Below are 20,687 nucleotides of genomic sequence, written 5' to 3'. Positions count from 1 at the left end.
AAATTAACTATGAAGGTGAGTAATCTGATTGATAAGTTAAGTAAGCTTGATCCTAATCTAGAGGTATATGGTATTTGTGACGAAGAAACTATTGATGCGAAAGAACTATTTTTTCTATTCGATATAGATTCTATTGATACGGCTAGAGTGGTTACTGGAAGAGATAATAGTAATAAACCTGTTATCAGCTTTGAAAATAGTCAAGATTCTCGTGAAATGGCATTTATTAACTTAACAACTATCTTTTAATAATTGGCTATTCAAGTACTTTAATTATGTATAATTAGCGCGGGTTAACATATGTGTAACTCGCCCTTTTTATTTGTAATCAATATATTGATATACCATTATCCACTGACATTATTTCATCTAATGAATATTTTTTGGTATAAATTAGACCGTCTAAATATAAAGGATATATCAATGAAATTAGTAGAAAGTTTCGGTAAAGCACTTTTTAAACCCTTGTTTCCATATTTGAACACTCCACCTCAAGATGAACTTCGCAATAATAAATATCGTTTTTTATACGATTATTCTAATCAACTATACAAAGAGGAAGTGCAGAGGTTTAAAGATTTAGAGGATAAAAGCTTTAAGTTGTTGACTGCTTTATCTATTATTTCTCTAGTATATATTCCAGTCTTAAGTTGGGTTTTAACCGTAACAGAGCAATGGTGTATATTATCTCTACTCACTATACCTTTTATAATGATTGATGTGGCATGTTTTTCAAGAGCTTGGATAAGTTTAAATAATACGTTTAAGATAATATATATTCCTAAACTACCTTTGAATGATAATCTAATTGAGCTTTTCAAAGATGATAATGAACATATAAACTCTATATATTATAATTTATATCAAGGGTATAGTGAAGCCACTATTAAATATAAATTAGTCAATGATGAGAAAGCTAATTGTATTGAGGATGGTCATAAATATCTTCAAAAAGGTTTCAAGTATTTCATTGTTATACTTTCTTTCGCCGTAATTGGAATGATTTTAGAATCTTTATAAGGAACGTAAAAATGTCTGATGATAAACCAGTAAGTTCCAAACCAAATTTTGATATACCAGCTCCGATACTTGATTCTGTGAAAGGCGATTATGATAGACTAACTGTGACGCTCAACTCCGTTAAAATCGATAATAATAGATCTCAAAAGCCTATAAACTAAAGATATAATTCTTCCTTATCGTTTATTGTTTTTCATATTAGAATACGGTTAACTTACAATATAACTTCAAAGCCACTAATATTAAAAATTTATCATTGCCAATCTCAAACACCCTTTTACATTTTACATCTTAAATAAAACGCTCAGTTTATATAGGATAGACACATAAAGCAGGGCAGCGAGGTGCGCTGTGCTGAATACATCATTACAAAAAATAAATGTTAGGGATAGATTATGTTTGATATCAAGTCGTTATTAAAGCGTGGCATTGAAAAAGAATTGTTGGATGTTGATGACTATATTTTTATGCCTGAGAGTATAAAGATGATGGTTGATAATGGTGACTTAAATTGTGTGCTCAACAGTGATGGTCGGGTGAATATTTTTTATACCAAGCATGGCATTACCGATGTGCGCTCGGCTGCGCGTAAGCATGCTTTTACTGCTTTTGAGCGCGAGCTTGAGCACGGTATTTATGATGACGTCATTGAAGATTTGGTCAAAGAAGTGAATGCTATTATCGATGGTGAGTCGAAGTATTTTCGCAATAGAGTATTGCCGTTAAGCTCACCGCTTGAGCCATAAATATCACTGATAAATACTGAGTTATTGGTGTTGATTAGCAGTAATTAGCAATAAAGATAGTACTAAAAAGGCGCGTTTATCACTGATAAATGCGCCTTTTTTAATGAACTCTTTTAATCGAACTTTTTAAAAAAAAACTGTCTTTCAATAAATTATTGTAATATCAGATGATAACTACTTATTTAGTGATGCTTGAATAGCAGCTTTGCAGCGTTTTTGCGACCACTCGAGTGACCAATTTTGCACGATATTGGGTATCGATTGCCGCGTTGCCCAGTTCAACAAGCGTCACCTGCTGTGGTGCTTGCTCACTGACGCAGCCACAGACTTTGCTTTGTACCGCTTCTTTTTGGTCTGATGACATGACCACACTAGCAACGCGCCATGCTGGTTGCTTTTGTATTTCGATACGGCACTGATTGTCGATAGCACCTTTTAGGACGCTCATACCGATATCGCTTGCCGTGCCCATTGCTGTGCCATTACCCATATTAGTGCCATTGGTGGCACAACCAGCCAGCGCAAGTGTCGCAAGCATTGTCGTTGATAGTAGTAATTTTTTCATTATGTCATCCTATATGTTTTTATATTTTGCCCATCATAAGCCACCTATACTAAACTACCGCTGGTCAAACACCAATATTTAAATGCTATTTCTAAATGGATTAAGTCTCTATTCTTAACAGTTCTTAATCACTTTTTTAGCCACAAAAAAGCCAACTACAAAGAGCTGGCTTAATAATAGAGTGCTTAAAGCTTAAAGCTTAAAGCTTAAAGCTTACAGATTTAAGGTTTAATATTAATGATTATACGTTTTTACCATGTTGCTGTTGTTGGATACTTTTTGCCAAGTTATAGCATTCTTCAATATGGTCACTAGCGATTTTCTTAAAAATAGTATAGCCCATAGTCGCTGCAACCAGCTGTCCGCCAAGTGGGATAAACTTGGTGACTTGCTTGGCAGCGATACGTCCACCAAATCCTTGAATGGTTTTTTTAACGATACCGCGTGTTGCCATAAGCCCTGCAAAATCAACAGTGCGATCTTTTAGCGCGCCCCAATGTACAGCGCGAGATTCTAAGTCGATAGCGGCAACGCGATCTTCTAATAAACCAAAGCGCTCACTGATTTCTGGTAGTAGCATGGTCAGCATGCTGGCATCAATGGCAACGTCAAAGAAAGGAATAGGAACAATTGCCACACCAGCAGAAATCTTGGCGCGGTTTTTAACCATTGCTAAACATTCTTGTCTGACTTGTTCTAAATCTAAACTTGGATCAATCGTATTTGGGATTTTTTCAGCAGCAGGGGTGGTTTTCATGAAGATGTCCTTATAAGAGTTTCAATGTTATCAATGAGAGTTTATCAATTAAAAAAAGGTAGCTTAAGTTAAAGATTCAGCTAGGGAATCTGTATATTAGATAATAATGAATACACACGTTCTTAAACAAGATCTACCTTTAATAAGTAGTACTCATTTTATGGATTTATACGCGGCATACAATCATAGCTTTGTATCAAAATACAAATAATACCGTTTCTATGCATCGTTTTTGTAAATATAGGATAAGTGAGCAACTCATCAGCCAAAGCAAAATTCTAATTAATAAGAATTATAGAGTCAGTAGGGATAATATAATTATAAAAATAAGATTGAAAATAAAAGAAATACTGGGCTTACCGCGACAACAGATGTCACATGCTGCACGCTCTCGCCTGATATGGCTATTGTGACCGCATACTAAAGCCAGTAGAATACCGATATGCTAAATTTAACCCCCCGATATACCGGCACTCGCATTGACGAGTTGCCCGCCGCATTGCAATCGCTTGCCGCCCAATCATTGACCTTAGCGCGCCTCTATGCAGGACGCGGTATTACCGACCCTGACGAGCTGGAAACTGGACTGGCGGGTTTGTTGCCTGCTGAGATGCTGCATGGCGTTAGTGAAGCGGTGCATTTATTAGATACTGCCATTGATAAAGGTCAGCGTATCCTTATCGTTGGCGACTTCGATTGTGATGGCGCGACCAGTACGGCTTTAATGATGCGCGCTTTGACGGCTATGGGCGCACAAGTCGATTTTTTGGTGCCCGACCGTTTTAAATATGGTTATGGTTTGACCCCTGAGATTGTCGAATTAGGCATTGAAACCTATCATCCCGATATGATTGTAACCGTTGATAACGGCATTTCTAGCCATGAAGGCGTGGCACGTGCGCAAGCCGACGGTATTACCGTCATTATTACTGACCATCATCTCACCACTAAGCCGGTGCCGCCTGCCGAAGCCGTGGTCAATCCCAATCAGCAACACTGCGATTTTAGTAGTAAGGCACTGGTAGGCGTTGGTGTGGCATTTTATGTGCTCGGACGCTTGGCAAAATTACGCCGTGAAGCGAGCAAGTCTACCGTACAAGTCAGTCAATATTTGGACTTAGTGGCGCTTGGTACGATTGCCGATGTGGGTATTCTAGATAAAAATAATCGTATCTTAGTCCATCATGGTTTACAAGCCATTCGTCAAGGGCGCTGCTGTTTGGGTATTTTGGCGCTGCTTGAGCAAGCCGGACGTGACCCGAAAAAGTTGCAGGCACAAGATTTTGGTTTTATCTTGGGTCCCCGTATTAATGCGGCAGGGCGGATGGATAATATGCGCATTGGTATCGAGTGTTTACTGACCGAGGACTGGAGCGACGCGCAACGTTTGGCACATGAGCTTGAGCAGCTTAATCGCAATCGTCGCCAAGTTGAAGGTGAGATGCGTAGCCAAGCGGATGATATTATCGAAACGTTAAATGCTGCTAATAATATTAGTGATTTAGCAGACAATGATAGTAGCCTGATTAATGACGAAAATGACGAAAATGACGCGCAAAATGGGGTCGACAATGTTGATAACAGCAAGCGCAGTATCGTGCTATATCGAGATGACTGGCATCAAGGCGTAATCGGTATCGTGGCTGGACGTTTAAAAGAGACCCACTATCTTCCCAGTATTGTTTTTGCACCTGCTGATATTGAGCGTACAGGTGATGAAGATGCGATTAAAGGCTCGGCGCGCTCAATTGCTGGCGTGCATATCCGCGATGCTATCGAACAAGTGGCTGAACAATATCCAGATTTAATCACTCATTTTGGTGGTCATGCGATGGCAGCGGGGTTGACCATTAAGCGTGGTAATTTTGCTCCCTTTGTTGACGCTTTTAATAATGTGGTGGCGCAGCTGGAAGATGGTATCTTTACTGAGCAAAAATTCACCGATGGCGCGTTGCAAGCTGGTGATTTTAGCTTGTGGTTTGCTGAGCATTTAACCGATGCGAGTATTTGGGGACATGGTTTTGCGCCACCGATGTTTGATGGTGTGTTTGAGGTACTCAGCTTTAAAGTATTAAAAGACAAACATTTAAAATTATCACTGCGTTATCCCGATGTGCAATATCCGATTGATGCTATTTGCTTTAATTATGATAGTAGCGTGTGGGATTATCGCGCAGAAAAGGTGCATATTCTATTTCAGCTAGATATTAATGAGTGGAATGGTAAACAAAGCTTGCAACTGATGGTTAGAGATTTGGATGTGATTACTGATACTTAAGAGTTAAGTTTTACCGTCATTCTTAATCAAAAAAAGGACGTTAATCAATCAGATTAATGTCCTTTTTGTTTGTTGTTTTTCAACAGTTTAAAGCGTTTGTTTTTTCACTAAACCAATATCTGGGAAATGCCAATCATAACGTACTGCCAGCATACGAATTACAAAAATTGTTAACATGGTCAAGGATTCTTTTATCCAAGGCGTCACGCCCATACCTTCTAAGACAAAATATAGTATTCCGCCAACAATCGCCGCAGTAACATAAATCTCACGCTGTAATACCAGCGGAATCTCATTACACAGCATGTCACGAATCACGCCACCAAACAAAATATTTAATACGCCAAGCAAGATACAAATGGGGATATTAGCGCCCATTTCTTGCGCCACTTGAATACCAATTAAGGTAAAAATAGCTAGTGCCATACCATCAAATAGTTTTAATAAACCATCAACATGGCTTGATTTTGGATTACAAAACATTTGAAAGCCCACTGAAGTGATGGTGATAATCAGTAGGTAATTCATATTTACCATCCAAAACAGCGGATAGCGATCCAAAATGATATCACGCGCGGTCGGACCACTAATGGCAGCAATCATCGCCACTAGAATACAGCCGAACATATCGAAGTTCTTATGTTTAGCAATCACCGTTCCCGACACACTACAGGCAAAGATACCAAACATCTCCAGCCAAAACATAAAGGAGGTGGGCTCAAATCGGGTGACAAAATCCGTGGTCAGACCTGCTGGCGGATGCACTTTGGGTGTGACTGGAATGGGCGGTGCAGCAGCGCCAAGCGTGAGACTGGTTGATATAGGAGACAAGAACAGATCGAAAGATTTGCCAAATAAAGCCTGGCAGCAGGCGTTAAGCCACGTATAAATATTGACGCTGATAATACTGATCATAATGGTTCACATAAAAAACACTAAAGTAGCTAAGAGTTTAGCCAACCCAGCGAATGGAGGGAAGATGCCAATCAAAACGCAGTGCCAACATCCGCACTGCAAAGATGACGCCAAGCATAATAAATTCATTCAATCTTGCAGGTACGCCCCAATGCTCAAGCAGCAGATACATCACTGAACCGACAATACTGGCAGTGATATAAATCTCGCGCTGGAGCAAAAGGGGTATCTCATTACATATAATATCGCGCAGTAAGCCACCGAGAATTGCTGTCCATACGCCCATCATAATGGCAATGACAGGCGACATGTCTTGACCGAGCGCCACATTAAAGCCGATGACGCTGAAGGCTGCCAGTCCAATAGCATCAAATAGCTTAAGCGTCTTATCAATTTTATCAAAAAGATTAAAAAATATTTGTAAAATAAGGGAGGTAACTGTGATAACTAATAAATAACTAAGATCCGTCATCCAAAATAGTGGATGCCGATCCAGTGCCATATCGCGCAACGTACCACCACCAATGGCATTGACCATCGATACCAGAATGCAACCCGCAATATCAAAGCCTTTGTGCTGTGCTAGCAACGTACCAGCGCTGGCACAGGCAATAATGCCAATCATGTCTAATAGATACAGTAAAATATCAGGGAAAATAAAAGCGCTGAACATGTTGATACCGCTCATCATTACTGACTAAAAGGGTTTTTGCAAAGAAATATATGATAGAGAAAAATTATAAAACAGATAGTACAGTATCAGATAATTAATTAAGTATTATCAACCGTCTTTAGCAAACAATATCAATCCCAATATAATCAGCCCAATGCCAAATAAGCCCATTGCTGAAGGCAACACATTACCGAGTAATAATATGCCACCGATTAAGGCAAATATGACTTCACTGGCTTGCGTTGAATCGACGCCCGCAACTTCACTAGATGTTTGCGCTTGTTCACGCGCATATAAAAAGATACTGGTTGCACCAACGCCTGCCAATAAGGCAACGAGGAGGGTATTAAAAACTTGCGATGAGCTGGGCAATTCAGGACGCACTATAATGCCTAAAACGAGCCAAAATGGCAAACTGCCAAGCGACATTAACCAGACTTTATTAAAGGCATTTTGCAATAAATCGGTTTCGATAGCAGGGATGCGGGCAATTAGCTGTTGCAATGCGGATTTATGTTGAATGGGAACATGAGTATGAGCACAGGCATCAGATTGGGTGATAATTGTGCCATCAGGATTTATGATAGTATTGATATCGCTAGAGTTGCTAGAGTATGTGGAATTATCGTCACGCGCCTTTTGTAACGCTGCGCTATGTTTGCGCGAGTTATAAGACACTTGCCACACCAATTGATTGCCAATTGGATAGCTAAATGCGGCGATTAAGGCGGGCAGGGCACCATATAACAGCATTTCTGCCATTGGCGTAGACGCTGCATCGGCAATGCTGGCGGCATGTAAGCCTTCGCTAACGTTGACCAATATTACGCCGATAAAAACCAATAGTGCGTAGAGGACGAATTTTTTATCAAAACGTTGTCCAAAGGCAACGAGCACCAGTAGGCTTGTCACCACGGTAAACATAAAGGTAGCGGCAACAACCCAACCTGCAACATGGTCGCCTGCATAGCAAATGCCGGTATAAAATAACCCAAAGCCAATGCCACCGGTTACACACCAAAAGCCCCAATGAGCACGAAATATTGCCCATAGCTCGCCAATACGTCCAGCGCCTTGTTGTATAGCGATAATCGCCGTTAGCATCAGCCACATAAAGAGATAACGCAGACTGGCTGACCAAAACCAATCCCCACCAGCCGAACTCATCAGCTCATTTAAAATAAACGTTGAGCTAAATAAGGCACCTGCTAATAAGCCCAATAAAATGAGTTTGACCATCCTTGTGTCCTTACTGTTTTTTTTTACGACTTGGCTTGATGACTTGCCTTAAACATGCCGTTACCTAGGTATTACTAACGGCATGTTTATGCGTTTATCTACTTATTTACCTTTAGCATCTGCCCAAATGATTTTATGCAGCTGCAATTGAAAGCGGACGGGCAGCGCATCTGCAAGCATCCATTCGGCAAGCTCACGCGCCAATACGGGCACCTCTGGACTGTTATTGTTTAAGGTGTCATCTTCTGCGACATTAAACATTGGTGAAAACCAAACTGTACCGACCAGTTTATCGAGATTATGCTCAAACAATTTTGCCTTTGCCCAGTTATAATCGGTACGGTTCATAATGACAAATTTGATTTGGTCGTGCTGAGTCAGGTAGTTAAGATTTGACCAAAGGTTTTTATCCGCTTCACCTGAGCTTGGGGTTTTTAAATCCATAACTTTGCTCACCGCAACAGGCACGTCTTGCACCGATAATGCGCCAGCCGTTTCCAGAGAAATCTCATAACCATCAGTCAGTAAGCGTTTCATTAGCTCAATTGCATTTGGTTGCGCTAATGGCTCACCGCCTGTCAAGCAAATACGCTTGCATGGGAAGCTGGCAATCGTCACCATAATTGCCTCAAGCGACTGACGCTCACCGCCACTAAAAGCATATTCGGTATCGCAATAGACACAGCGCAGCGGACAACCGGTTAAGCGTACGAATATCGTCGGCAAGCCTGAAGTAATGGCTTCACCTTGTAAGGAGTAAAAAATCTCGGTCAGGCGCAGACCTGCTTCAGGGTCAGTGACAGGAATGGCGGAGGTACGTAGCGATGGCTTGGTCATAACAATGTCAATATCAAATAAAAGAATGGGATAATCAGCATAAGTTTACTGACAAAAAATAGTGCCACAGCTAATGAATAGCATTAGGCGTATTTATACGAATTTTTCAAAAAATATATGAAAAATGTCATAAGCAAAGGATTATAACGTACAGAACCCGAGTACGCTGCATTAAATTAAAAGTATAAAAAAGATGCTAAAGAATCTCTTCAGCATCTTTTTTAAACCATCATTCTATAAGCAATTGCTAATTCAATACCGACCTTTTACGCTAAACGTAATAACTCATTGACTGATGTTTTAGCGCGGGTTTGGGCATCGACTTTTTTCACGATGATAGCGGCATATAAGCTGTGCGTACCATCTTCAGACGGTAAGCTGCCCGGTACAACGACTGAACCAGCTGGCACGCGACCACGATGAATCTCGCCTGTTTCGCGATCATAAATACGCGTTGATTGACCGATATACACGCCCATTGAAATAACAGCGCCTTCTTCAACGATGACGCCTTCAACAATTTCAGAACGTGCACCGATAAAGCAATTGTCTTCAATAATGGTTGGATTGGCTTGCAATGGCTCTAATACGCCGCCGATACCTACGCCACCAGATAGATGCACATTTTTACCGATTTGGGCGCATGAACCAACTGTCGCCCACGTATCAACCATTGCACCTTGGTCGACATATGCACCAATATTCACATAAGAAGGCATCAATACTGCGCCGGCGGCAATGTATGAGCCTTTACGAGCGATAGCTGGTGGCACAACGCGTACGCCTGCTTCTTTAAATTGCGCTTCCGTCCAATCGGCAAATTTAGTCGGCACTTTGTCATAAAACTGCACGTGTTCGCCAGCTGACATGACATAGTTGTCATTGAGACGGAACGATAATAATACCGCTTTTTTCGCCCATTGATTCACCACCCATTCGCTATCTTTTTTCTCAGCAACACGTAAGCTGCCGTTATCAAGCTGCTCTAGCACTTGATTGATAGCGTCGCGAATATCTTGTGGCATCGTGCTTGGGCTATATTCATTGCGATGTTCAAAAGCTTGTTCGATAACTTGTTGTAATGACATAATAATCCCTAGAAAGGTCAAAGTAAGTATTGCTTATTGATTCATCACAGAATAATGAGCAGCTTTGTTAATAAAAGTGCAAATAATAAAAGCATGGCTAATAAAAACAAGGGTAATAGGGGCGCTGCTACTAAAAACTGAGATGAAACACGCAGTCTATATTGTCGCTAATTTATCGGCTTTTAGCAAACCACATTCGTTACGAGCGTGAGGTGCTTAACGTACGTATCCAATGTAAAATATCATAATATACCGCGCTGTTATGCAGCTCATGTAACGGCTCATGGCGCATATTGGGATACAAGCGCATATTGACCTGAGTAAAGTGTTGTTGGCGCAGTTTGCGCACAATGCGGCGAATGCCTTGCCCCATATCGCCCACTGCATCATTATTGCCACTGACAAACAGCATAGGGAAGTCTCTTGCAATGGTCGTTGCCCATTTTTTATGCAGTCCTGCCTGCATCAACACCATTAAAGTCATAAAACCATTATTGGTGAAATCAAAGCCTGTTAACGGATCTGCTTCATAGGCTACAATATTTGCCGTATTTTCGCTTAGCCAAGCAAAATCAGAATCGGAAATACGATTGTCAAACCTGCTGTTTAATAAATTATTCATCCATTCAGCAAATAAAGCATTGGGCTTTTTCGGTGCTGTTGTTGCTAAAATTTTATTAATAGGCAGTAATACTTTTAATAGTGGCTGGTTATCGGACGTTCCCATAATGATAGCACCAGCAAAGTCATGTGCATGGTGTTTAAGTACCGTCCGCACAATAAAAGAGCCCATAGAATGCCCCAGAATAAAATGCGGAACTTTTGGATGCCGTGCTTTTAGCGCATCCGCCATGATAACGACATCTTTTAATAATGACTGTACGGGATGCTCAAGACCAAAGAAACCAAGCTCGTCAGGCGACTTTACAGTTTTACCATGACCAAGCTGATCATAAGTCGCCACTGCAATGCCATTATTGGCTAAAAACTGGGCAAAGTCGGCATAGCGTCCACTGTGTTCGCACATGCCATGGACAATCAATAACGTGGCTTTGACCGCCACATCAGGTCGGCTGGGTTCTAAAAACGTATGGTACAAATAATGAGTATTGTCAGAGGAGGTAATGTTCTCAGGGTTACTCATAAGCGGTTCCTTAAGTGGTCTAGAGGAATAGAATATCAACAATAGAAAGGGTTAAAAATAAATAGCATAAAACGTAAATAGCTTTAAAATTAAAGTATGCCAAACAAATAATACTAAAAGTAAGTAGGCGCAAAAGCCTATAAAATTGACTCTATAATCATTATTATAAATATCGTGTCATCGCTTTTTATAATATAGTTTTATAAAATGAAACGTACCAATGATGATGCTGTCTTGCTAATGAGCGTCGCATACTTAACGACAAGTGTCACCAATTTAACGACAAAGCGCCATCAGGTCAATGCTATTTCAGCGCTTATTGATAGTAATAAAATAAGTATGCATCTTTTACCCTATAAAAAAAGAGACCCCATCAGGTCTCTTTTTTTATAGCAGTTACCAAAACATTAATCACAGGATATTAATTAACAGCCCAGTTTACCTTCAGCAATCAGTGCTTTTTGACTACGGATTGGCGCTGGGCAATCTTCACCATAATATTGACGGTCAGCAAAGTAGCTTGAGCGAACCATTGGACCTGCCCAAATATTAAAGAAACCAATCTTTTTGCCATATTCCATATAACGCTCAAACTCGTCAGGATGCACATAACGATCAACAGGCGCATGATTCTTACTTGGCTGTAGATATTGACCAACGGTAATCATATCGACATTATGCGCTTTTAAGTCATCAAGTAAGGCATAAATCTCTTCTTCCGTCTCACCCAAGCCAACCATAAATCCGCATTTGGTCGCAATATCAGGACGGCGTTCTTTATATATTTTGAGCAAATCCAATGAATGCTGATAATCAGAACCCGGACGGAATGCTTTATATAAACGTGGCACCGTTTCAATGTTATGGTTAAACACATCAGGCGCAGTCTCGGTTAATAAATCAAGCGCGATATCCATACGACCACGGAAATCAGGTACTAAGATTTCAATTAAGCAATTTGGACTGAGCGCACGTGATTCATTCAATACTTCAACGAAATGCATCGCCCCGCCGTCTTTTAAATCATCACGGTCAACTGAGGTAATAACCGCATATTTAAGCTGTAGACCCAATATCGTCTCTGCCGTATGGCGCGGCTCATCTTTATCTAGCTCATTCGGGCGACCATGACCCACATCACAGAACGGGCAGCGACGCGTACAGATGTCACCCATAATCATAAAGGTGGCTGTACCGTCAGAGAAGCACTGCGCCAAGTTCGGGCATGCGGCTTCTTCACAAACGGTATAAAGCTTTTGCTCGCGCAGCTTGGCTTTAATACGTGCCACTTCTGCTGGAGATGATAATTTGACGCGAATCCAATCGGGCTTTTTCTTTGCCTCAACGGTTGGAATCACTTTAATTGGGATACGCGCAACTTTGTCATAGCCGCGTAGCTTTTCGCCTTGAATGGCTTTCTTCGGTTTGGCTTTTGCCGCCGGAACATAAGTTTGTACCGCTATTGAGCTCATAGACTTATCCTAAACCCTTACAATCCTAAGTCTTTATAAGATAAGGGTTTTGTTTATTATTTAATGACAGTGAAATAGAAAATTTAATAGCGCGATTATAGCAAAATTTATGCATTTTTTCATCTGCTTACCGTTATTATCAAATAGAGACAACAACAAAGTAAAGGTCATAATAAAGCATGAAAACACTTAAGCGTGATACAAGGTATGGAGGGGATAATTCGTCATGGTATTAACTGGAAATAGTATTAACTGAAATAAGGTTTGAGCCGTGATGATACTCAATTTATCCAATGAATAGTGTGACAAATAAGCTGATGATAAAAGCTATTAGCTATTACCAAAACAGTAACAGTGATAAACACTGCAAGGGCACAATCCATGATGCCATAGTGTTGCCAGCTTAGCTTATAACGCTGTCGATGATTAAAGAGTTATGTTTTGCTAATTTAACAGAAAAACGACAGAAAAACACGGCAAAATTAATTTAATCCTATTTATATAGCGAGTGATTTTAATAGCGAGTGATTGATAACCAAAGGTTTGCACATGATTAGTCACGATAAAAAATACCTCCCATTTTTCTACTAAATGTTGGCTATGTAACCGATTTCCCAATGGGTCATTAACTTTTCAGTCGATTTACGTTATATTATTAAGGGTAATTATTCAATGCAGCATATCGATGCAGGCGGTCATACTGACTACCCACGTGGTGTGCTGAACTAACCGACGAGGACGACTATTGTGTTAGAAGCTTATCGTAAACATGTCGCAGAACGTGCCGAGCAAGGAACTGTACCGCTTCCATTAAGTGAGAAGCAAGTAGCAGAATTGGTTGAGCTACTAAAGAACCCACCAGCGGGCGAAGATGCGTTCTTGGTGGACTTGTTAGAAAATCGTATTCCTGCCGGTGTTGACCAAGCTGCCTACGTCAAAGCTGCTTTTTTAGCGGCTATCGTAAAAGGTGAAGCAACGTCTTCGTTGGTTAGCAAGCAAAAAGCGGTACAAATTTTAGGCACGATGCAAGGTGGATATAACGTACAGCCATTGGTTGCAGCGCTTGATGATAGCGATGTCGCCCAAGATGCTGCTGACGCGTTAAAGAAAACATTATTAGTTTTCGATGCGTTCCATGATGTCACTGAAAAAGCAGAAGCGGGCAATGCGATTGCTAAAGAAGTCATCCAATCTTGGGCAGATGCAGAGTGGTTCTTAAGCCGTGATGCAGTGCCAGCAAAAACCACTTATACGACTTTCAAAGTAACGGGCGAAACCAACACGGATGACTTGTCACCAGCACAAGATGCGTGGAGCCGTCCTGATATCCCATTACATTCATTAGCCATGCACAAAAACTCTCGCGACGGTATTACTGCCGACGTTGAAGGTGAAATTGGTCCAATGAAACAGATTGCAGCGCTAAAAGAAAAAGGTCATCCATTAGCCTATGTTGGCGACGTAGTCGGTACGGGTTCTAGCCGTAAATCTGCGACTAACTCAGTACTATGGTTGATGGGCGATGATATCCCTAACGTGCCAAACAAACGTGGCGGCGGTTTAGTATTGGGTAACAATATCGCACCTATCTTCTTCAATACGATGGAAGATTCAGGCGCATTACCTATTGAGAAAGTAGCCGTTGATAACTTAAATATGGGCGATGTGTTTGACATCTATCCGTATGATGGCAAAATCACTAAGCATGACTCTGATGAAGTGCTATCAACCTTTAAGCTAAACTCGCCAACTTTGCTTGATGAAGTTCGTGCTGGTGGTCGTATTCCGCTAATCGTTGGTCGTGGTTTGACCAATCGTGCCCGTGAATATATGGGGCTCGGTCATTCAGACGTATTTGCCAAGCCAGAAGAGCCAGCTGATACTGGTAAAGGCTTTACACTAGCGCAAAAGATGGTTGGTAAGGCGTGTGGTTTAGCAGGTGTACGTCCGGGTATGTATTGCGAACCTAAAATCACTACCGTCGGCTCGCAAGATACGACTGGTCCAATGACTCGTGATGAGCTAAAAGACTTGGCTTGCCTAGGTTTCCAAGCAGACTTAGTATTGCAGTCATTCTGCCATACGGCTGCTTATCCAAAGCCAGTCGATATCGAAACTCAGCATACACTACCTGACTTTATCATGAATCGTGGTGGCGTGAGCTTACGCCCAGGTGACGGCATCATTCACTCATGGTTGAATCGTATGCTACTTCCAGATACCGTTGGTACTGGTGGTGACTCGCATACGCGTTTCCCAATTGGTATCTCATTCCCAGCCGGTTCTGGTCTAGTCGCATTTGCAGCGGCAACGGGCGTGATGCCACTTGATATGCCTGAATCTGTCCGTGTCCGTTTCATCGGTGAGCGTCAAAAAGGTATTACTTTACGTGACTTGGTTCATGCAATTCCGTATCAAGCGATTAAAGAAGGTTATTTGACTGTTGATAAGAAAGGTAAAATCAACGAGTTTAACGGTCGTATCCTTGAGATTGAAGGTCTAGAGGATTTAACCGCTGAGCAAGCGTTTGAATTATCTGATGCGTCTGCCGAGCGTAGTGCTGCTGGTTGTACCATTACTTTGTCTGAAAAGTCAGTTGCCGAGTATCTGACTTCGAACATTACTTTACTTAAATGGATGATTTCAGAAGGTTATGGCGATGCTCGTACCATCAGCCGTCGTATCGAAGGCATGCAAGAGTGGTTGGCGAATCCAAGCCTCATGCGCGCTGACGAAGATGCAGAATATACCATCGATATGGTCATCGATATGTCTGAAATCAAAGAGCCAATTCTTTGCTGCCCGAATGATCCAGACGATGCAAAAACGCTAGCTGACGTGGCTGGTGATACCATTGATGAAGTATTCATTGGTTCATGTATGACCAACATCGGTCACTTCCGCGCTGCTGGTAAATTGCTACAAGATGTGCCAGCAGGTAGCTTGAAAACTCGTCTATGGATTGCGCCACCAACCAAAATGGATGCGCGTCAGTTGATGGAAGAGGGTTACTATAATATCTATGCACAAGCCGGCGCTCGTACTGAAATGCCAGGGTGTTCATTATGTATGGGTAATCAGGCACGTATTGCGCCGAACTCTACAGCCGTTTCGACGTCAACCCGTAACTTCCCGAACCGCTTAGGTCAAGGTGCGGATGTTTATCTAGCATCTGCTGAATTAGCATCCGTTGCTGCGGTATTGGGTAGATTACCAACCAATGAAGAATATCAGCAGTACGCTGGTATGCTTGATAGCATGGGCGAAGAAATTTATAAATATATGAACTTCGACCGTATGGAAACCTATGTTGAAGAAGCAGATAAAATCAGTGTTGCTCAATTGGCTTAGTTTTTAAAGTTATCAGTTTTTAAAATCTAGCAATAAAAAACCCCGTATCATCATGATGCGGGGTTTTTATTTATAAGTCTAAAACCAGTAATAATTATTTGCAAACTTTTATTGGGTGTCTATAATCAAGCTTGTTAACTAATTTTGTTGATTTTACTTTTAGAGGTTATAAATAGAAAAACTATGGAAAATCAAAATATGCTAAATAAAGCAACGCCGCCACCACTACCAAATACTACTGTTGCTAACAATCATGCTGCTGAAGCAAACTACGGTATGATTGATTGGTTCAAAAAAGGATTAAGAAATTATACCAATTTTTCTGGTCGTGCCCGTCGAAAGGAATATTGGTATTTTTCGCTGGTTCACTCTATTTTAATAGTAACGGCGATGATAGTAGACTATATTATTTTCGGGTCAGAGACGGGATTGTTCTATGTGGTAGTAATGCTAGGGTTGTTTATACCCAGTGTTTCGGTAGCGATTCGTAGATTACATGATACCAGTCGTTCGGGGTGGTGGATGTTATTGGCGTTTATTCCGTTAATAGGCTCGATAATATTGTTGGTATTTCTTGCAACTGACACTAAACTTGAAACCAATAAATGGGGACTGCCAGCAAAATAAGCACTTTTTTATGTCTTGTTTTGCTAAAAGCCACGACTGGTTTCTCTCATTATCTTAGGTATAATATAAGCGCAGGCGGAAACCGTGGCTCTGCGTTTGACTCATTTTTCATTTTCTCGGGACGGACCGATACTTTGATAGGCACTTTTTTTATGCTCAAGTGCTTTGGAGTCTTGGTTGATTACTTTATCCCCACTCAAACGTCGTATTGTATACGTCACCATCTTTGAGATTATTGCTATTATTTCTTCTACTGTTGTGTTGATGAAGCTCAGCGGTGGCGATGCGGCGGAGTCATTACCAGTTGCTGCCATGGTGTCGGTAGCAGCAGTGATTTGGAATTTTATTTATAATACCGCGTTCGAAGCGTGGGAGAGGCGCCGGCAGGTGACAAAGCGCACGTTCTTCATACGCAGTGCCCATGCGATAGGGTTTGAAGGCGGCTTGGTGTTGATTTGCTTGCCGTTATATATGATTTGGTATGACGTTGGTTTTATCAAAGCCTTTATGATGGAAGCTGCGTTACTGCTATTTTTCTTGATTTATACTTTCCTCTTTACCTTGGGTTTTGACAAGATATTCACTTTACCGCACCATAATCAGACTACTTCTACTGTTTAATAAGTAAAGATATTATTAACGTAGAATTTCTTTACATTATTTTCCCTAAAAATAAAAGGCTGACACTAGGCAGCCTTATTAATAGCATAGTAAAAAGTCCCATTATCGGTCTTTTATTTATCTTGATAGACCGGCTGACGCTTCTCCATAAAGGCGCTAATCCCTTCTTTAAAATCCTCGGTTTGCGCCATCATCGTTTGTTGATTAATTTCCATATCGAGCGCTTCATTTAGCCCCATAAACGCATGGGTGTTAATCATATGCTTCATCGAGGCAAGTGCTTTTGCAGGTAGATTACTGAGACGAGTTGCCAAAGCAAGTACGCTGGCATCTAATCTATCACTACTGATAACCTCATTAAGCAAGTTTAAGCGCGCCATATCTTCCGCTGTCAATTTATCACCCAGCATGACCAATTCAGTTGTTTTCGCAGCACCAATCAATTGGTTTAATAGATAAATACCGCCAGCATCCGGTACCAATCCAATATTAACAAAGGCTTGTACAAATTTAGCATTATCCGCTGCAATACGAAAATCACAGGTTAAGGCGAGATTCATGCCAGCACCAGCAACTGCACCTTCTAATTTGGCAATAATTGGCTTGTGAATATTACGCAGTTTTAGACTTATTTCCGCAACTTCTGATACCATAAAATTGATTTTGTCAGCAAGGGCATCGCTATCTATACCATTCTCTAACATCTCACCAATATGACCCCCACTTGAGAAATTATTACCCGCGCCTTGTAGCACAATGACGCGCACTTGCTCGTCAGTATCTGCTTGGTTTAACGCATCCATCATCTCAGTTTTTAGCGACGTACTAAACGCGTTTAGCGTTCTAGGGTCGTTCATAGTGATAGTCGCGATATGTTGCTCAATGCGATACTCAACGAGAGACGATGTCATGGTAATTCCTTATATAATGAGGTAGGCATGATGTGTGAATAAGAAGCACTATAACAGTTTGGCGTGATTATAAAAGTAAGTTTCATGGACGCTAAAGACAGCCTTACAAGCTAGCGAGCCTGATTTTGTTGGCGTCATTACTTTATATAAGTGAACATATATAAATAACCATATTTTTAGAGTGAAGCTATAAAATAACCCTATGAAAATGACTGCTTGTGATTTATCCTAAATCATTTTTGGAAATGGCAAGTTATCGCTTATGTTATCAATCATATGCTACCTATAAAAGGCGGCTAAAGAATGAGTATTAATAATTTGCTCTCAATTGATTACTGATAATGAATAGCTGTGAGTAAAGAAGCCAGCACTCTCACGGCTTAATAAAACAATCTTATCTCGTTAGAATTGCTAAACAAGGAACGTAAAATGCCTGAGATTAAAGTGAATGATGTCACTCTGTATTATGAGGACAGCGCGCCAAATGATACGCAAAAGCCGGTAATGGTATTTGCCCATGGTCTGCTATGGAGTACGCGCATGTATGATGCGCAAGTTGCTCATTTTAAAGACGATTATCGCTGTATAGCGTTTGACTTTCGCGGGCAAGGGCGCTCAAAAGTGACCATTGATGGTTATGGAATGGAGAGTTTGACGGAAGATACGCTTGGGCTATTACAGGCGCTAAATATTGAGCAATGCCATTTTGTAGGCTTGTCGATGGGCGGATTTATAGCGCTGCGTTTGGCAATTCGCCATCCTGAAAAACTGTTGTCCATCATGTTAATGGAAACTTCAGCCGATCCAGAAGATCCAACAACCGCACCGCAATACCGCAAGCTTATCAGTGCTATTCGCTGGATGGGTATGAAGCGAGTCAGTAAAAAGGTCATGCCAATTATGTTTGGGCAGCGTTTTTTAAACGATAAGATGCGTAAAGCCGACTACAAATATTGGATACAGCAGATGCAAGCAAATGATAAAGTGGGCATCGTTAAGGTAACGATGGGCGTCATTGAACGTCAAGGGGTTTATGAGCAGCTAAGGAAGATTAATATACCAACGTTAGTTGTCGTCGGTGATGAAGATGTGGCAACGCCATATTCCAAGTCTGAGCGCATGCACTTTGCGATTAAAGGCTCAAAGCTTGCGGTTGTTAATGGCGCTGGACATACGGCAACAGTAGAAGAACCAGAGCAGGTTAATGCAATCATGGATAAATTTTTAACATGCTGTGTTTAATTTTTAGAGGTCATAAAAAAGCCGTTATCCATCCAGATAGCGGCTTTTTTATTGGCAGTTTAAGACTTATATTATTGAAGCTTAAAGCAGTGGTTTTAAAGCAATGGTTTATAGTCACTATTTCCATCATTAATCGTACCAAATACTTCAGCGCGATTGATGATTTCATGTGCCCACGCACCATGAGTGGCGGGCTCTAGCATGGTATTATTGTATTTAAATACTGCTTTTGCCTCAGTATGCAAGATAGCTTGCGCCTCGTCCAACATACTTAAAGGCACACAATAAGCTTGTTGAACTAAGGCAATTTGGCTGGGATGAATGACGGTTTTGCCAACCAATCCTAAGCTCACATCACGGGTCAGCTCTTGCATAAACAGCATCGGTTGATCCAAGTATTCAAAGACCGGCGCGGTCAAATAAAAACCATGCGGCACAAAGCAGCCTAGCAGTTGATAGGCTAGGGTGCCAATCGGAGTATCATAAATAATACTGTCTTTTGGTCGGCGTAGACGCAAGGCAGCAAACAAGTCATTACCGCCAACACGTAGCGCAAAAATAGGCTGACTAAAGGCTTCTTTAAAGGCAATTGCCAGCTCTTGATTGTGATGCGGATTAAACACTGCTGCCGTCTCTAAAGTTGGCATCAATAACTGCTCGCTACTGAGATTTTGACAGGCCATACGCCAATTGGATAAGCTATACATATCGACTTTGGGCATGACAAAGCCATCAAGTAACTCGATGTTATCAAAGTCTGCCAGTTGCTGGAGCATTAACGGATTGCGCGGACGGACAAACACCAATGGACGGGTAGGCTGAGTATGCGTCTCTGTTGGGTTTGACGGCGCATTGATACTATTTACATGCGATGCCCACGTATTCAATAAAGTCTGCAGTCGCGTGAGCGCAAGTTCAACATCGCTATGACTTACCGCGTCTTCTAAGCAAATAATGATGCTATTAATAGCGGGTAACTTGTCACGCTTAATCACTTGCCAGATATCCTGCCGAGTGGCAGGCATGTAAAGACTCGCCCCCAGCTGATAAGGATGATACATATGCGGCTTAAGCATGGCATGGCGCTCAGTAATCAGATGCGCGTAAGACTGGGTATTTTGGTACAGAGTAGCGGATGTATCGAGCATAGTAGGTGTCATAAATAATAATGAATAAGAAAGGAAAGTATAATAGCGCCACC

The 20,687-nt window shown here is 41.3% G+C and carries 20 protein-coding genes; 9 read left to right on the top strand and 11 right to left on the bottom strand.

Annotation, left to right across the window (positions count from 1 at the left end; genetic code table 11):
- Window positions 1–9 precede the first annotated feature (9 nt).
- From AAEY78_RS07820 to AAEY78_RS07805, 4 genes are all read left to right on the top strand, one after another.
- Window positions 10–249 carry a hypothetical protein gene (locus tag AAEY78_RS07820; RefSeq protein ID WP_352338738.1) on the top strand — a complete coding sequence of 80 codons (240 nt, stop codon included), beginning with the start codon at window positions 10–12 and terminating at the stop codon, window positions 247–249.
- 174 nt (window positions 250–423) lie between these two features.
- Window positions 424–1,020: a hypothetical protein gene (locus tag AAEY78_RS07815; RefSeq protein WP_352338736.1), complete on the top strand. Its 597-nt coding sequence runs from the start codon at window positions 424–426 to the stop codon at window positions 1,018–1,020.
- Window positions 1,021–1,031: 11 nt separating this feature from the next.
- Window positions 1,032–1,181, top strand: coding sequence for a hypothetical protein (locus tag AAEY78_RS07810; RefSeq protein WP_352338735.1), 150 nt, complete (start codon window positions 1,032–1,034; stop codon window positions 1,179–1,181).
- 234 nt (window positions 1,182–1,415) lie between these two features.
- Window positions 1,416–1,766, top strand: coding sequence for a hypothetical protein (locus AAEY78_RS07805; RefSeq protein ID WP_352338733.1), 351 nt, complete (start codon window positions 1,416–1,418; stop codon window positions 1,764–1,766).
- Between the two features lie 178 nt (window positions 1,767–1,944).
- Here the strand turns inward: AAEY78_RS07805 and AAEY78_RS07800 are convergent, their stop codons facing one another.
- Window positions 1,945–2,331 carry a hypothetical protein gene (locus AAEY78_RS07800; protein WP_352338731.1) on the bottom strand — a complete coding sequence of 129 codons (387 nt, stop codon included), beginning with the start codon at window positions 2,329–2,331 and terminating at the stop codon, window positions 1,945–1,947.
- A 241-nt stretch (window positions 2,332–2,572) separates the two neighbouring features.
- Window positions 2,573–3,088 carry a hypothetical protein gene (locus tag AAEY78_RS07795; protein ID WP_352338729.1) on the bottom strand — a complete coding sequence of 172 codons (516 nt, stop codon included), beginning with the start codon at window positions 3,086–3,088 and terminating at the stop codon, window positions 2,573–2,575.
- Between the two features lie 442 nt (window positions 3,089–3,530).
- On the opposite strand from AAEY78_RS07795, the gene recJ reads away from it, so the two are divergent.
- Window positions 3,531–5,366: a single-stranded-DNA-specific exonuclease RecJ gene (gene recJ, locus AAEY78_RS07790; protein ID WP_352338727.1), complete on the top strand. Its 1,836-nt coding sequence runs from the start codon at window positions 3,531–3,533 to the stop codon at window positions 5,364–5,366.
- Between the two features lie 87 nt (window positions 5,367–5,453).
- Here the strand turns inward: recJ and AAEY78_RS07785 are convergent, their stop codons facing one another.
- From AAEY78_RS07785 to lipA, 7 genes are all read right to left on the bottom strand, one after another.
- On the bottom strand, window positions 5,454–6,197 hold the full coding sequence (locus AAEY78_RS07785) for a trimeric intracellular cation channel family protein (RefSeq protein ID WP_352338726.1): 744 nt from the start codon (window positions 6,195–6,197) through the stop codon (window positions 5,454–5,456).
- A gap of 121 nt (window positions 6,198–6,318) precedes the next feature.
- Window positions 6,319–6,954, bottom strand: coding sequence for a trimeric intracellular cation channel family protein (locus tag AAEY78_RS07780; protein ID WP_352338725.1), 636 nt, complete (start codon window positions 6,952–6,954; stop codon window positions 6,319–6,321).
- Window positions 6,955–7,062: 108 nt separating this feature from the next.
- Window positions 7,063–8,193, bottom strand: a complete 1,131-nt coding sequence (locus AAEY78_RS07775; protein ID WP_352338723.1) for a multidrug resistance efflux transporter family protein — start codon at window positions 8,191–8,193, stop codon at window positions 7,063–7,065.
- A gap of 102 nt (window positions 8,194–8,295) precedes the next feature.
- Window positions 8,296–9,030 (bottom strand): 7-carboxy-7-deazaguanine synthase QueE, encoded by a 735-nt coding sequence (gene queE / locus AAEY78_RS07770; protein WP_352338722.1) that lies wholly within the window; start codon window positions 9,028–9,030, stop codon window positions 8,296–8,298.
- A 266-nt stretch (window positions 9,031–9,296) separates the two neighbouring features.
- On the bottom strand, window positions 9,297–10,118 hold the full coding sequence (gene dapD, locus AAEY78_RS07765; RefSeq protein ID WP_352338720.1) for a 2,3,4,5-tetrahydropyridine-2,6-dicarboxylate N-succinyltransferase: 822 nt from the start codon (window positions 10,116–10,118) through the stop codon (window positions 9,297–9,299).
- A gap of 199 nt (window positions 10,119–10,317) precedes the next feature.
- Window positions 10,318–11,262: an alpha/beta fold hydrolase gene (locus tag AAEY78_RS07760; RefSeq protein WP_352338719.1), complete on the bottom strand. Its 945-nt coding sequence runs from the start codon at window positions 11,260–11,262 to the stop codon at window positions 10,318–10,320.
- Between the two features lie 425 nt (window positions 11,263–11,687).
- Window positions 11,688–12,734 carry a lipoyl synthase gene (lipA, locus tag AAEY78_RS07755; RefSeq protein WP_352338717.1) on the bottom strand — a complete coding sequence of 349 codons (1,047 nt, stop codon included), beginning with the start codon at window positions 12,732–12,734 and terminating at the stop codon, window positions 11,688–11,690.
- Between the two features lie 747 nt (window positions 12,735–13,481).
- Here lipA and acnB point away from each other — a divergent pair.
- The 3 genes from acnB to AAEY78_RS07740 all read left to right on the top strand — a co-directional run bounded on the left by acnB (window position 13,482) and on the right by AAEY78_RS07740 (window position 17,333).
- Entirely contained in the window at window positions 13,482–16,085 is a 2,604-nt protein-coding gene (acnB, locus tag AAEY78_RS07750; RefSeq protein WP_352338716.1) for a bifunctional aconitate hydratase 2/2-methylisocitrate dehydratase, read from the top strand.
- Between the two features lie 183 nt (window positions 16,086–16,268).
- Entirely contained in the window at window positions 16,269–16,712 is a 444-nt protein-coding gene (locus AAEY78_RS07745; RefSeq protein WP_352338715.1) for a DUF805 domain-containing protein, read from the top strand.
- Window positions 16,713–16,889: 177 nt separating this feature from the next.
- Entirely contained in the window at window positions 16,890–17,333 is a 444-nt protein-coding gene (locus tag AAEY78_RS07740; RefSeq protein WP_352338713.1) for a PACE efflux transporter, read from the top strand.
- Window positions 17,334–17,446: 113 nt separating this feature from the next.
- Here the strand turns inward: AAEY78_RS07740 and AAEY78_RS07735 are convergent, their stop codons facing one another.
- Window positions 17,447–18,244: an enoyl-CoA hydratase/isomerase family protein gene (locus tag AAEY78_RS07735; RefSeq protein WP_352338712.1), complete on the bottom strand. Its 798-nt coding sequence runs from the start codon at window positions 18,242–18,244 to the stop codon at window positions 17,447–17,449.
- A 429-nt stretch (window positions 18,245–18,673) separates the two neighbouring features.
- Between AAEY78_RS07735 and AAEY78_RS07730 the strand changes: the two genes are divergently transcribed.
- Window positions 18,674–19,486: an alpha/beta fold hydrolase gene (locus tag AAEY78_RS07730; protein WP_352338711.1), complete on the top strand. Its 813-nt coding sequence runs from the start codon at window positions 18,674–18,676 to the stop codon at window positions 19,484–19,486.
- Between the two features lie 95 nt (window positions 19,487–19,581).
- Here the strand turns inward: AAEY78_RS07730 and AAEY78_RS07725 are convergent, their stop codons facing one another.
- Window positions 19,582–20,634 carry an HpcH/HpaI aldolase/citrate lyase family protein gene (locus AAEY78_RS07725; protein WP_352338709.1) on the bottom strand — a complete coding sequence of 351 codons (1,053 nt, stop codon included), beginning with the start codon at window positions 20,632–20,634 and terminating at the stop codon, window positions 19,582–19,584.
- Window positions 20,635–20,687 lie beyond the last annotated feature (53 nt).

This window comes from Psychrobacter sp. 16-MNA-CIBAN-0192, assembly GCF_040309565.1.
Lineage (GTDB): Bacteria > Pseudomonadota > Gammaproteobacteria > Pseudomonadales > Moraxellaceae > Psychrobacter.
The sequence above is the reverse complement of the archived record's forward strand: the minus strand, read 5'-3'. Positions and strand labels throughout refer to the sequence as shown.